Genomic DNA, 13,646 nt, shown 5'->3' with positions numbered 1-13,646 from the left:
AGCGGAACGCGCAATCCGGGATCTGCGTCAGCCTTTACGAGCGGCCGCTGGCGCTTCACCCGGGCTACGGCGCCATTCCGATTTAAGCAGAAACCGTGCTGCGGCTAACCGGCGGGCATGAACGGGATCAGCATCGGAACGCGACGGCGATACGCTCCATATTCCTCCGCGCCGAGTTCGGCGCTGAGGAACACCTCCTCCATCCGGGCCTTCTGCGCCATGCCAAGCGAGATCAGCACCGCGCCCAGGATCGCCGTCACCGTCCCGACCGCCACACCGGTGACCAGCATTCCCGCGATCAGGCCGGTGTAGATCGGGTGGCGCACGAGGCCATACGGCCCGGTGTCAATGACGTGGTGGCCTTCCTTGTGCGTGATCGCGTTCGACCAGAACCGTCCGAGATGGATTCGCGCCCACCAGGTGAAGGAGATTCCGGCCAGCGTCAGGACCGCCATTACGTAGATGCCGAAGCTGCCGAACTGCCACAACGGCTTTTCCCCCAGCACCTGTCCGGTCCATGGCAGGAACAGAATCGCGCCCACGAGGATCGGGATGCGGTACCTCAGCGAGTCCGAGGTCATGACGTGCTTCTTGGTCTGGCCGGACCAGACCGATGCCGCCACCCAGCTCATGACCCATAGAATCCAGATGATGGCGAGCAACTGGGTGGGCCAGGTAGCGGTCCACCCGCTCCAGACAAACGCGAACCATTGACCAGGGTCTTGCGACATATTGCAACCGTATCAGGCGATTGGATCAGACGCCAAACCGGCGCGTGGTATTGAACGACTGGGCGCCCGGGCTCGACGCCGGTTCCCATTCCGCCTGATTGTGACCGGAGCCAAGCAGATGCGCAATGGTTTCGCGAAGCACGGGCTCGACCGGCCCGGGCGCGTAGCCGAGTTCGCGCTGCGCCTTTTCGATCGACAGCGCCTCTGCCCGCCGCGCGATCCGCACCCCTTCGGCCGTGCCCGACGGCGGCCGGTGGGTCACGCGATCGGCAACGAACTCCAGGATGCCCGCGGTGATCTCGGCAAGGCGGCCATTGATCGCAAGGCGCGGCGTGCGCCGGCCCCTGACATGCGCCATGATCCGCAGCACCTGCTTCAGCGCGATGCCTTCGCCGCCGAGAATGTAGCGATGTCCGACCTGCCCGCGTTGCATGGCGAGGATCAGCCCTGCCGCGACATCGCGCACGTCGACCAGGTTCACGACGAAATCCAGATAGAGCTGCACGCGCTGGCTCAGGAACAGCCGGAGCATTTCCGTCGGCGGCGTGAAATTGTGGTCGTGGGTCCCGATCGGCATCGTGGGACAGCCGATGACGACAGGATATCCCGCTGCCGCCTGCTGCATCGCATAGCGTTCGGCGAGCATTTTCGAGCGCGTATAGGGCCCCGGCATGTCGTCGGGCAATAGCGCGTCGTCGGCGAGGCGATCGTCCGATCGCGAGGCGCGGAACAGGATTGATTCGGTGGAGCAGTGCAGGAGCCGCTTCACGCCACGCTTGCACGCGGTCCCGATCACGACCTCGGTGCCGCCACAGTTGACATCGTGGAAATCGGCTTTCCGCGGCAGCCACATCCCGGGCAACCCGGCAAGGTGATACACCTCGTCGACGCCGTCGATGGCGCTGTCTACGAGGTCGCAGTCAAGCACCGATCCCTTGACATACTCGACCTTCGGCAACGCCCGCGACGGCGGCTGCAGATCGAGCACACGCACGTCGCTGCCTTGCGCGACGAGCGCCGAGACCAGGTGCTTGCCAATGAAGCCGTTACCGCCTGTAACTAGGATTCGTGTCATGCGGTGGGATGCAGTACGGCTGGAGCTACTGGGAATACGACAGGGAATCTTGCGGAGGCTGGATAATACGCGCGAGATCGTGCCGAAAGCCCAGCGCGATGAATAATTTCGCCATCACGAACATCGGTCCGAGCAGCAGATGGGCGGGGTGGTCGGCCATCGAGGGTTTCCTGCGTTCGAACACCTGGTGCCCGATGATCTGCGAGGCGACTCCCACGACAAGGAGGACCGCCGTAAGCGACCACAAGCCGGTGATGGTCACATGACTGACAATCCAGGCGGCCAGTGACAGCAGAGCGACAGCCCCGCAAAAGATTCCCGCACCAAGCGCAAGATCGAGCAAGAACCAGTAGAACAGGACCGGCAGCACGGCGAGCACGGCCGCGCTGACCTCAACTCCGAACAGAGTGAAGGACAACAGGCTGAGGGGGAGAATGGCCGCCAGGAACAGGAACACGATGCCGAACACATGCATCACGCAATTCCAGGGGTCACGATGATATTCAACGTAATCGGTCAACTGCCGCCGAAAAAACGAGTTCATGCAGCACTTATCTTTCCTGTTGTGCCCGGACGCACGGCAAGACTGGCTTGCGCGAAATCCAGCGCTCCGGCTTCATTGCTGGTCCCCGCCGATGGGGTGCTACTTATGCTCGCAATCGGCCTCAAGTCAAAATGCCCCGGGGATAGTGTCGGACGGAGACCGACGTCGTTACGGAAAATCATGTCCTAATTCAGTCGGCTAGCAGCGGCGTCATGACACGGGGCCACAAAGTGACAGCGCATCACGCGAAATTTTGTGCACAAATGTTGCTGTTGTGCCTCATGCCTCCGGTGATAGCCGATTCGGCCCGCGCGGCGGGATGCGCTTTCGAAGCCCAGGGCGAGGGCCGGGTCGTGTCCGTGACCGGCGGGCGCAGCTTTCGTCTCGAGGACGGCCGCGAGATCCGCCTCGCCGGCATCGAGATTGCGGACCGGCAGAAAGGGGCCGCAGCCCTGTCGGCGCTGGTGATGGGACGCGACATCTCGCTGCAGGGCGAGGACGACGCGCCGGACCGCTATGGACGCCAGGCGGCGTTCGTCTTTGTCTCGGGCTCCGACGCGGCCGTGCAAAGCGAGCTATTGAAGCAGGGCCAGGCGATGGTATCGCCTGATGTCTCGAACCGGGATTGCGCCACCCTATTGCTTGCCGCCGAGGCCGAGGCGAGGCAGGCCAAAAGGGGAACGTGGGCCGACGCCTCGGCCATAAAAAACGCGGAAAGTCCGGGCGATATTTTGGCGGGGATCGGGCGTTTTGCGGTGGTCGAGGGGAAGGTCTTGTCCGTCCGTCAGGCGGGAGCAACCACCTACCTCAACTTTGGCCGGAACTGGACACGGGACTTTGCTGTGACTATTCCAAGGCGCATGATCCCCGCGCTCGAGGCGGCTGGGTTTGCGCCTAAGTCACTGGAAAATCGACGGATTCGCATCCGCGGCTGGATCGAAGCGCGCAACGGGCCACGGATCGAACTGCTCCGGGTGGGGCAATTAGAAGTGCTCGGCGGGAACTAAGGGCATGAAAAGGGGAAGCGGCTCTCCGAAAAGGTCGTGCTCAAGCAAACAGATGAGAGCATGATCCGGGAAGCTCGTTCTTCCGAGAGATCATGCGTAAACAGGGCGCAAACAGGGATGGGGTCGTGATCCGGCGGGTCGGACCATGATATCTTCCGGCAGCTTGAGAGTAGCTGGCGTGATTGAGGGTGTGGGACGGCGGGACAGGACGGGCCGCGGCCTTTCGGCTGCGCTGGCGCTTTTGTGCGCGGCGACCCTGCTGTCCGCCTGCGGCAATCTCGGCGCCGGCCGGTTCGAAACCGCAGCTCCGGTCGCGGCGCCCCAACCGGCAAAACCGAAGCCCACGGTCGCGCAGACGCCGGCGAGCGAGCGCGAGCACGAGCGGATCCTTGCCACCTATGGCGGCGCCTATGACGACCCGAAGCTGGAAGGCCTGATCAGCAAGACAGTCGATCGGCTGGTCGCCGCGTCCGACCGTCCCGACCAGGGGTACAAGGTGACGATCCTCAATTCCGGCGCGGTGAACGCTTTCGCACTGCCGACCGGCCAGCTCTATGTCACGCGCGGCCTGATCGCGCTCGCCAGCGACACCTCGGAGTTGTCGTCCGTGCTGAGCCACGAGATGGCGCACGTACTCGCAAAGCACGCCTCCATCCGCGAAGACCAGGCACGGCAGGCGGCGGTGGTGACGCGCGTCGTCACGGACATGAGCAATGATCCCGATCTCACTGCGCTCGCTTTGGCCAAGACCAAGCTCACGATGGCGAGCTTCTCGCGCCAGCAGGAATTCGAGGCCGACGGCATCGGCGTCGGCATCGCCGCGCGCGCGCATTTCGACCCCTATGGTGCCTCGCGCTTCCTCACGGCGATGGAGCGCAATGCGGCGCTGAAGGTCGGCAAGGCCTCGTTCGATCCGCGCGCGCAGGACTTCCTGTCCTCGCATCCGGCAACGCCCGAACGCATTTCCAATGCGCAGGCCGCAGCGCGGCAATATGCGGCGCCCGAAGGTGCCGAGCGCGACCGCGAGACCTATCTCGCCGCGATCGACAACATCGTCTATGGCGAAGACCCGAGCGAGGGTTTCGTCCGCGGCCGCCGCTTTCTGCACCCCAAGCTCGGGTTCACCTTCCAGGCCCCGGAGAACTTCACGCTCGACAACACCGCGCAGGCGGTGATCGGCGTTCGCGAAGGCGGCGCGCAGGCGATGCGGTTCGATGTGGTGCGGGTGCCGGCGGAACAGTCGCTCGGCGACTATCTCAACTCCGGCTGGATGGAAGGCGTCGACAAGGCTTCCACAGAGGATATCACCGTCAACGGCTTCCCGGCGGCGTCCGCCACCGCGCGGGGCGACCAATGGCAGTTCAAAGTCTACGCACTGCGCTTCGGCAGCGACGTCTATCGCTTCATCTTCGCGGCCAAGCAGAAGACCACCGAGAGCGAGCGCAATGCGCGCGAGACCGTCAATTCGTTCCGCCGCCTGACGCTCGAGGAAATCCAGGCCGCGCGCCCGCTGCGCATCAAGGTCATCAATGTGCAGCCCGGCGACACCGTGGAATCGCTCTCGCACCGCATGAGCGGCGTCGACCACCCGACCGAGCGCTTCCGCGTCCTCAACGGGCTGGACGCCCACGCCCAGGTCAAACCCCGCGATCGCGTGAAGATCGTGGTGGAGTAACGTAGCGTTTCGAGCGAAGTGGATTGCCGGTTCGCGCGAGGAAAACGCGTCAAAACAAGAATCTGGAGCTTCGGTTCTGATTCAATCAGAACCGAAGCTCTAGTCTTTCCCCGTTCGCCGCTACTCGATGATGTTTTCGCGCAGCCCGCTCAGCCAGAGCGCCAGCAGCGTCCACACCGCGCCGGACAAGAGATAGGCGCCGGCGGAGATCAGGCCGAAATGGGTCGCGAGCAAGAGTGCGGCGAGCGGCGCAAACCCGGCCCCGAACAACCAGGCGAGGTCCGAGGTCAGCGCCGAGGCGGTGTAGCGGTACATCGGCGCGAAGCTGGAGGCGATCGCTCCCGAAGACTGGCCGAACGACAGGCCCAGCAGAATGAAGCCCAGCACCATATAGATGGTTTCACCGACGGCGCCGGCATCGAGCAGTTGCGGAGCGAAGCCGCTATAGACGGCGATCGCGATCGCCGACCCGGTCAGCAGTAATTTTCGCCCGACGCGATCGGCGATCACTCCCGAAGCCACGATCGCCACCACGCCGAACGCGGCGCCGATCATCTCGATGATGAGAAACCGCACCGGGCTTTCTCGGGTGAACAGGAACACCCAGGAGAGCGGAAACACCGTGACCATGTGGAACAGCGCAAAGCTCGCCAGCGGCGCGAAGGCGCCGAGCAGGATGTTGCGCCCCTCGTCACGAACCGTATCGACGATGCGAGCCGGCTGCAGCTCGCGGCTTTCGAATGCCGAATCATATTCCGGAGTCGCCACCATGCGCAGCCGTGCGAACAGGGCGACCACGTTGATCGCGAACGCGACGAAGAACGGGTAGCGCCAGCCCCAGTCGAAGAAATCCTCCGCGGACAGGTTGCCGGCGAAGAACGCGAACAGGGCGCTTGCCACGATCAGTCCGAGCGGCGCGCCGAGCTGCGGCACCATGGCGTACCAGCCGCGGTGATGTCGCGGCGCGTTGATCGCCAGCAGCGAGGCAAGGCCGTCCCAGGCCCCGCCCCAGGCCAGGCCCTGGGCGGCACGCGCCAGCGCCAGCAGCCAGATCGCGACGACGCCTATCGTCTCATAGCCGGGCAGGAAGGCGAGCGCCACCGTCGCCGTGCCCAGAAGGAACAGCGCGATAATCAGCTTCGCGCTCTTACCGTAATGGCGGTCGATCGTCATGAAGATGACGGTCCCGAGCGGACGCGCCACGAAGGCCAGCGCGAAGATGCCGAAAGAATAAAGTGTCCCGGTCAGCTCGCTCGCGAATGGGAACACCAGGCGCGGAAACACGATCACGGATGCGATCGCATAGACGAAGAAATCGAAGAATTCGGACGTGCGGCCGATGATGACGCCGATGGCGATCTCCCCCGGGCGCGCCGGTTCGTGACCTGCCGTCATCGGGTGGCCGTGAGCCATTGCTGGGGCCTGTGTCATCGCCATCGCGCCTTATGCCTTATTCCGTTCTTGATTGAGACGGCCACCATCCGGTCTTGCCGCTAGCGGCCTCAAAGGCGCTGTTTGGGCCGCTATTGCGCACTGCAACATTGGACAAATTGTCCAATGTCCTCTTTGTTGCATCGCAGCTACCCCCTGTTTCACATAGGAAATTTCCAACAAGGTTCCACCGTGCGTGTCTTGAGGATTCTGGCGTTGCTGCCGCTCGCAGCCGCTCTTTCAGGTTGCGATTTTGTCGTACTCGCCCCGGCCGGCGACGTGGCCGTGCAGCAGCGCGACCTGGTCGTGATCTCCACCGTTCTGATGCTCTTGATCGTCCTGCCGGTGATGGCGCTGACCGCGCTGTTCGCCTGGCGCTACCGGGCGTCGAACACATCAGCCCGCTATGAGCCCGAATGGGACCATTCCACCCAGCTCGAACTCGTCATCTGGTCGGCGCCGCTCCTGATCATCGTCTGCCTGGGCGCCTTGACCTGGATGGCCACCCACCTGCTCGACCCCTACCGCGCGCTTGGCCGCATTGACGCCGATCGCCCGATCGAGGCCCAGGACAAGCCGCTCAATGTCGAGGTGGTCGCGCTCGACTGGAAATGGCTCTTCATCTATCCGGAGTACGGCGTCGCCACCGTCAACGAGCTTGCAGCTCCCGTCGATCGCCCGATTCGTTTCCGAATCACGGCCTCCTCCGTGATGAACTCCTTCTACATTCCGGCGCTGGCCGGCCAGGTCTACGCCATGCCGGGCATGGAGACGAAGCTGCACGCCGTGACCAACAAGCCCGGCGTCTACAAGGGTTTCTCCGCCAATTACAGCGGCGCCGGCTTCTCCGGGATGTACTTCGCGTTCCACAGCCTGACGACGGCCGAATTCGACAAGTGGATCACGAACGTCAAGGCAAGCGGCGACATGCTCGGCCGCAACGAATACCTCGTGCTCGAACGCCCGAGCGCCAACGAGCCGGTCCGCCGCTACGGCTCCGTCGATAGCGACCTGTTCAAGGCGATCGTCAACATGTGCGTCGAGCCCGGCAAGATGTGCACCAGCGAGATGATGGCGATCGATGCCAAGGGTGGGCTTGGTCGCGAAGGACTGAACAACACGCTGCCGCTGACTTACGACAAATATGCCCGGCGCGGCGCGGTGTTCGGGCCCGAACCGACCTACGTGGCGGGCATCTGCTCGGTCGACGAACTCAAGGGGCAATCCGAGCCGGAGAGCACCGTCCCGTTCGACACGACGCCGCTGCGCGGGGCCGGCCTCAAGCGGCCGCTGTTCTCGCCCGCCAATCCATCCTCGAGTTCCCTTCTTCTCGGACCGCGTCCGAAATCAGACTCCTAAAGAGCGCCGCATGTTCGATACTTCCTCCCTCGCCAAAGCGATTTTCGGCCGCCTGACACTGGAATCGCTGCCGCTGCATGAGCCGATCGTCGTCGGCACTTTCATCGTGGTCGCGCTCGGCGGCGCCGCGCTGCTCGGCGCCGTCACCTATTTCCGGCTCTGGGGCTATCTGTGGCGCGAGTGGTTCACCACCGTCGACCACAAGCGCATCGGCATCATGTACATGATCCTCGGCATTGTGATGCTGCTGCGCGGCTTTGCCGACGCCATCATGATGCGCCTGCAGCAGGCGATCGCCTTTGGCGGCTCCGAAGGTTATCTCAACGCCCACCACTACGATCAGATCTTCACCGCGCATGGCGTGATCATGATCTTCTTCGTCGCCATGCCGCTGGTCACCGGGCTGATGAACTACGTCGTCCCGCTGCAGATCGGCGCGCGCGACGTGTCGTTCCCCTTCCTCAACAATTTCAGCTTCTGGATGACGGTCGGCGGCGCGGTGCTGGTGATGATTTCGCTGTTCGTCGGTGAATTCGCGCGCACCGGCTGGCTCGCTTATCCGCCGCTGTCGAATATCGGCTACAGTCCTGACGTCGGTGTCGATTACTACATCTGGGGGCTGCAGGTGGCCGGCGTCGGCACGACGCTATCAGGCATCAACCTGATCTGTACCATCGTCAAGCTGCGCGCGCCCGGCATGACGATGATGAGGATGCCGGTCTTCACCTGGACCTCGCTGTGCACCAACGTCCTCATCGTCGCCTCCTTCCCGGTGCTGACGGCGGTTTTGGCGCTGCTGTCGCTCGATCGCTACATCGGCACCAACTTCTTCACGAACGACTTCGGGGGCAGCCCGATGATGTACGTGAACCTGATCTGGATCTGGGGCCACCCCGAGGTCTACATCCTGGTGCTGCCGGCGTTCGGCATCTTCTCCGAGGTGACCTCGACCTTCTCGGGCAAGCGCCTGTTCGGCTACACCTCGATGGTCTACGCCACCGTCGTCATCACGATCCTGTCCTATCTGGTCTGGCTGCATCACTTCTTCACGATGGGCTCGGGCGCCAGCGTGAATTCCTTCTTCGGCATCACCACCATGATCATCTCGATCCCGACGGGAGCGAAGATGTTCAACTGGCTGTTCACGATGTATCGAGGCCGCATCCGCTTCGAATTGCCGATGATGTGGACGGTCGCGTTCATGTTCACCTTCGTGATCGGCGGCATGACGGGCGTGCTGCTGGCGGTGCCGCCGGCCGACTTCGTCCTGCACAACAGCCTGTTCCTGATCGCCCATTTCCACAACGTGATCATCGGCGGCGTGGTGTTCGGCGCGTTTGCCGGCATCGCCTACTGGTTTCCGAAGGCCTTCGGCTTCAGGCTCGATCCATTCTGGGGCAAGCTGTCGTTCTGGTTCTGGGTGGTGGGCTTCTACTTCGCCTTCATGCCGCTCTACGTGCTCGGCCTGATGGGCGTCACACGCCGCCTGCGGGTGTTCGACGACCCAAGCCTGCAGATCTGGTTCATCATCGCCGGCATTGGTGCATTCCTGATCTTCCTCGGCATCATCTCCTTCCTGGTTCAGATCGCAGTCAGCGTGCTCAAGCGCGAAGCGCTGAAGGACGTGACCGGCGACCCCTGGAATGCACGCACCCTGGAATGGGCGACCTCGTCGCCGCCGCCGGCCTACAACTTCGCCTTCACCCCCGTCGTTCACGACAACGACGCCTGGTGGGACATGAAGCGCCGCGGTTATCGGCGTCCGCTCACCGGGTTCAAGCCGATCCACATGCCGAGCAACACCGGCACGGGTGTCATCCTCGCCGCGCTGGCCACGGCGATGGGGTTCGGCCTGATCTGGTACATGTGGTGGCTGGCGGCCGTGAGTTTCATCGGCCTGCTCGCGGTCGCGATCGGCCACACCTTCAACTATCACCGCGACTATCACATTCCGGCCGATGAGGTCGTCCGGGTGGAAGATGCGCGCACGCACCTGCTTGCCGCTGGAGCCAAGTCATGACACTCGCCGTCGTCCCTCCACAAAATTCCGAACCGGTCTTCTACGTCGTCGACGAGCACGAGCATCCGGAAGGCGCGAGCACCATGCTCGGCTTCTGGATCTACCTGATGAGCGACTGTCTCATCTTCGCGATGCTGTTCGCGACCTTTGGCGTGCTCGGCGGCAACTACGCGGCAGGCCCGGCGCCCAAGGATCTATTCGACCTGCCGCTGGTGGCGGTCAACACCTCGATGCTGCTGCTGTCGTCGATCACCTATGGTTTCGCGATGCTGGCGATGGAGAAGTCGCGCGTCGGCGCGATGCAGGCCTGGCTCGTGATAACCGGGCTGTTCGGCCTGGCATTCATCAGCATCGAACTGTTCGAATTCGCCCACATGATCCACGAGGGCGCGACGCCACAGCGCAGCGCCTTCCTGTCGTCCTTCTTCACGCTGGTCGGCACCCACGGCCTGCACGTCACCTTCGGCCTGGTTTGGCTGGTGACGCTGATGGTGCAGGTCGCGCGCTACGGCCTGATCGAGGCCAACCGCAGGCGTCTGATGTGCCTCAGCATGTTCTGGCACTTCCTCGACGTGGTCTGGATCGGCGTGTTCACCTTTGTCTACCTGATGGGAATGCTCCGATGAAAGCCGATACTCACTCCCTGCAACCCGCGCACGACGCACATCCTGCAGACGGACATGGCGAGCACCATGCCGGCGGCTCGCGCGAAAGCTACCTGATCGGATTCGGCCTCTCCGTCATCCTCACCGCGATCCCGTTCTGGCTGGTGATGAGCGGCGTGCTCGGAGACAAGCAGCTCACCGGGCTTGCGATCACGGCGCTGGCGGCGATCCAGATCGTGGTCCACATGGTCTATTTCCTGCACATGAACACCCGCTCCGAGGGCGGCTGGACCATGATGGCGCTGATCTTCACCATCATCATGGTGGTGATCGGACTGACCGGAACGCTCTGGGTCATGCATCACCTCAACGTCAACATGATGCCCGGGCATGACATGAGCACCATGCAGTGACGGCGCGCCCATCTGCCCTCTCGCTGCTGCTGGTCGCCCTTGCGGCGCTGGGCGTGGTCGCGCTGACCGCGCTCGGCGTGTGGCAGCTTGAGCGCAGGACATGGAAGCTGGCACTGATCGACCGGGTCGAGCAGCGCCAGCATGCAGCCCCTCAGCCGATCCCCGCGCCCTCGTCGTGGCACGCGATTACCGCGTCGAGCGACGAATACCGGCGGGTAACCGTCAGCGGCCACTTCCTGCATGAGCGCGAGACGCTGGTGGCGGCCGTGACCGACTATGGCCGCGGCTTCTGGGTCCTGACGCCGCTGCAGACGACGGACGGCGCCACGGTCCTGGTCAATCGCGGCTTTGTTCCCCCGGAGCGGCGGGAGCCCTCAACACGGCGCGAGGGAAACCCGCCCGGAATAGTGAGCGTTACCGGCCTGCTGCGGATCACCGAGCCAGAGGGCGGCTTCCTGCGCAGCAACGACCCGGCGGCAAACCGCTGGTATTCCCGCGACGTCGCAGCGATCGCCGCGGCGCGTGGACAGTCGCAGGTCGCACCGTTCTTCGTCGATGCGGACGCGACCCCGAACGGCGGCGGCTATCCGATCGGCGGGCTGACCGTCGTCAGGTTCCCAAACAACCATCTGATTTACGCGCTGACATGGTTCGCCATGGCCATTATGCTGGCGGCCGCACTCCTGCGCGCTTTGCGCGTCAGGGACCATGTCCGCGACTTCGATGCGCGGCGCGATGCCGTGCGGAGCCTGGTGGCCGCCGCACGCAATTTATCTCGCAAGACGGGCCCAGATGCTCGAGCGCATATCGGATCAGCATGACCACGGGAAAACGGCGGGCGAGGCCATGACGGAGCCGGCGAAGGCCGGCGCCGGCACAGCCCCGGTCGCGCTGGATGCGCCAAAATCGACCGACGACACCACCAACCGCAAGAACATGGCGCTGCTGATCCAGCTCCGCTGGACCGCGGTGATCGGCCAGATCGTGACGATCGCGTTCGTCGATCAATGGCTTGGCATCGCCCTGCCGATCCTGCCGATGGCCGGCGTGATCGCAGCCCTCGTGGCGCTCAACCTGTTGAGCCTGGTCTGGGTGCGCTACCGGGCGGAGATCAACAATCGCGAACTCCTGCTCGCGCTGATGCTCGACGTCGCTGCATTGACCTGCCAGCTCTATTTGAGCGGCGGGGCGACCAATCCGTTCACATCGCTCTACCTTCTGCAGGTGACGCTCGGCGCGGTCCTGCTCGACGCGCGCTCGACCTGGTCGCTGGTCGGGCTGGCTTGTTTGAGCTTCGCCGGGCTGACCGTCGCCTATCGCCCGCTCGGGCTGCCGCAGTACGGCTTCAGCGATCCGTTCAGCCTTCATGTCGCCGGCATGTTCATCGGCTTTGCGCTCAATGCCGTCCTGCTCGTGGTGTTCGTGACGCGCATCAACCACAACCTGCGGAAACGCGATGCCAATTTGGCGGCGCTGCGCCAGCATGCCGCCGAGCAGGATCACATCGTCCGCATGGGCCTGCTTGCGTCCGGGGCGGCGCATGAGCTCGGCACCCCGCTGGCGTCGCTGTCGGTGATCCTGGGCGACTGGCGCCGCATGCCAGCCCTCACATCGAATCCGGAGCTCTCGGACGATCTGTTCGAGATGGAAACGTCGCTGCAACGGTGCAAGTCGATCGTCACGGGTATTCTCGTCTCGGCCGGCGAGGCGCGCGGCGAAGAATCGTCGCCGACGACTGTAACTGCATTTCTCGCGGCGCTGGTCCAGGAGTGGCGCACGACGCGCCCGTCGGCTACGCTGTACTTCCGGAACGAGTTCGGCACCGACCTGCCTGTTGTCTCCGAGGTCGCGCTCAAACAGGCGATCTTCAACGTGCTCGACAATTCCGCCGAAGTGTCGCGCGACTGGATCGAACTTGCGGCCGAGCGCGCCGACGACCGGCTTATGCTGTCGGTCACCGATCGCGGACCGGGCTTTGCGCCGGAAATGCTGGCGCAGTTGGGCAAGCCCTATCAGTCGAGCAAGGGCCGCCCGGGAAGCGGCCTCGGCCTGTTCCTGGTCGTCAATGTCGTGCGCAAGCTCGGCGGGGTCGTGACGGCGCGAAACAATGCAGAGGGAGGCGCAACCATCAGCCTCGAACTGCCCCTGGCAACGCTTGCGATCGGAGGCAGCCTTGACGGATGAACGGCTGCTTTTGATCGTGGAAGACGAAGAAGGCTTTGCCCGCACCCTCAAACGTTCGTTCGAGCGGCGCGACTATCAGGTCGTCGTGGCGGCGTCGCTCGACGAGGCCCGCAAAGTGCTTGAAGAGAAAACCCCCGGCTATGCCGTGGTGGATCTCAAGCTGGGCGGCGCCTCGGGGCTGGCCTGCGTGGAAGCGCTGCATATGCACGATCCCGAGATGCTGATCGTCGTGCTGACCGGATTTGCCAGCATCGCCACCGCGGTGGAAGCCATCAAGCTCGGCGCCTGCCATTATCTCGCCAAGCCGTCGAACACAGACGATATCGAAGCCGCCTTCCGCAAAGCGGAGGGCAACGCCGATATCGAGGTGGCCGCGCGTCCCACCTCGATCAAGACCCTGGAATGGGAACGCATTCACCAGACCCTGATCGAAACCGATTTCAACATCTCCGAAGCCGCAAGGCGGCTTGGTATGCACCGCCGGACCCTGGCCCGAAAGCTGGAAAAACGCCAAGTGAAGTGACTGGAGCGTTTTCGAGCGCAGATATCGGCGCGCCGCGGGGCACTGGCCCCCGGCCGGGCGGGATGTGATAATGCGGCAA

At 63.7% G+C, this 13,646-nt stretch carries 13 protein-coding genes; 9 read left to right on the top strand and 4 right to left on the bottom strand.

Annotated features, from left to right (window positions below; all coding sequences use genetic code 11):
• Nucleotides 1-104: 104 nt before the first annotated feature.
• Genes ACZIRK_RS23930 through ACZIRK_RS23920 form a run of 3 tightly spaced genes read right to left on the bottom strand, consistent with a single transcriptional unit; the run spans nucleotide 105 to nucleotide 2,350 of the window.
• Nucleotides 105-731: a methyltransferase family protein gene (locus ACZIRK_RS23930; RefSeq protein ID WP_130225977.1), complete on the bottom strand. Its 627-nt coding sequence runs from the start codon at nucleotides 729-731 to the stop codon at nucleotides 105-107.
• Between the two features lie 25 nt (nucleotides 732-756).
• Entirely contained in the window at nucleotides 757-1,806 is a 1,050-nt protein-coding gene (locus ACZIRK_RS23925) for an NAD-dependent epimerase/dehydratase family protein (RefSeq protein ID WP_130225978.1), read from the bottom strand.
• A gap of 25 nt (nucleotides 1,807-1,831) precedes the next feature.
• Nucleotides 1,832-2,350, bottom strand: a complete 519-nt coding sequence (locus ACZIRK_RS23920; RefSeq protein WP_130225979.1) for an Mpo1 family 2-hydroxy fatty acid dioxygenase — start codon at nucleotides 2,348-2,350, stop codon at nucleotides 1,832-1,834.
• Nucleotides 2,351-2,562: 212 nt separating this feature from the next.
• Between ACZIRK_RS23920 and ACZIRK_RS23915 the strand changes: the two genes are divergently transcribed.
• Together ACZIRK_RS23915 and ACZIRK_RS23910 are read left to right on the top strand one after the other, a co-directional pair.
• Nucleotides 2,563-3,357 carry a thermonuclease family protein gene (locus tag ACZIRK_RS23915; protein ID WP_130225980.1) on the top strand — a complete coding sequence of 265 codons (795 nt, stop codon included), beginning with the start codon at nucleotides 2,563-2,565 and terminating at the stop codon, nucleotides 3,355-3,357.
• 178 nt (nucleotides 3,358-3,535) lie between these two features.
• Nucleotides 3,536-5,032: a M48 family metalloprotease gene (locus tag ACZIRK_RS23910; protein ID WP_245474715.1), complete on the top strand. Its 1,497-nt coding sequence runs from the start codon at nucleotides 3,536-3,538 to the stop codon at nucleotides 5,030-5,032.
• A gap of 120 nt (nucleotides 5,033-5,152) precedes the next feature.
• Here ACZIRK_RS23910 and ACZIRK_RS23905 read toward each other — a convergent pair whose 3' ends face one another.
• The gene (locus tag ACZIRK_RS23905) at nucleotides 5,153-6,469 is read right to left on the bottom strand and encodes an MFS transporter (RefSeq protein ID WP_245474716.1); all 1,317 of its coding nucleotides are present in this window, start codon (nucleotides 6,467-6,469) and stop codon (nucleotides 5,153-5,155) included.
• A 186-nt stretch (nucleotides 6,470-6,655) separates the two neighbouring features.
• On the opposite strand from ACZIRK_RS23905, the gene cyoA reads away from it, so the two are divergent.
• The 7 genes from cyoA to ACZIRK_RS23870 are packed head-to-tail and all read left to right on the top strand — an operon-like array spanning nucleotide 6,656 to nucleotide 13,567.
• Nucleotides 6,656-7,822 carry a ubiquinol oxidase subunit II gene (cyoA, locus tag ACZIRK_RS23900; protein ID WP_463328208.1) on the top strand — a complete coding sequence of 389 codons (1,167 nt, stop codon included), beginning with the start codon at nucleotides 6,656-6,658 and terminating at the stop codon, nucleotides 7,820-7,822.
• Between the two features lie 10 nt (nucleotides 7,823-7,832).
• Nucleotides 7,833-9,842: a cytochrome o ubiquinol oxidase subunit I gene (cyoB, locus tag ACZIRK_RS23895; RefSeq protein ID WP_130225983.1), complete on the top strand. Its 2,010-nt coding sequence runs from the start codon at nucleotides 7,833-7,835 to the stop codon at nucleotides 9,840-9,842.
• On the top strand, nucleotides 9,839-10,468 hold the full coding sequence (gene cyoC / locus ACZIRK_RS23890; RefSeq protein ID WP_130225984.1) for a cytochrome o ubiquinol oxidase subunit III: 630 nt from the start codon (nucleotides 9,839-9,841) through the stop codon (nucleotides 10,466-10,468). Before cyoB ends, cyoC begins: the two co-directional genes overlap by 4 nt.
• Complete coding sequence (cyoD, locus tag ACZIRK_RS23885; protein ID WP_130225985.1) at nucleotides 10,465-10,860, top strand: cytochrome o ubiquinol oxidase subunit IV; 396 nt, start codon at nucleotides 10,465-10,467, stop codon at nucleotides 10,858-10,860. Before cyoC ends, cyoD begins: the two co-directional genes overlap by 4 nt.
• Complete coding sequence (locus ACZIRK_RS23880; RefSeq protein WP_283813259.1) at nucleotides 10,857-11,681, top strand: SURF1 family protein; 825 nt, start codon at nucleotides 10,857-10,859, stop codon at nucleotides 11,679-11,681. The genes cyoD and ACZIRK_RS23880 overlap by 4 nt, the downstream gene beginning before the upstream one ends.
• Nucleotides 11,682-11,706: 25 nt before the next feature.
• A complete protein-coding gene (locus tag ACZIRK_RS23875) occupies nucleotides 11,707-13,044 on the top strand; it encodes an ATP-binding protein (RefSeq protein WP_463328207.1) in 1,338 nt (445 codons plus the stop codon).
• A complete protein-coding gene (locus tag ACZIRK_RS23870) occupies nucleotides 13,034-13,567 on the top strand; it encodes a response regulator transcription factor (protein WP_130225987.1) in 534 nt (177 codons plus the stop codon). The genes ACZIRK_RS23875 and ACZIRK_RS23870 overlap by 11 nt, the downstream gene beginning before the upstream one ends.
• The last annotated feature ends 79 nt before the right edge of the window (nucleotides 13,568-13,646 follow it).

The sequence above is a fragment of the Bradyrhizobium sp. Leo114 genome (assembly GCF_055229415.2).
This window is presented reverse-complemented; position numbering and strand designations above follow the sequence as displayed.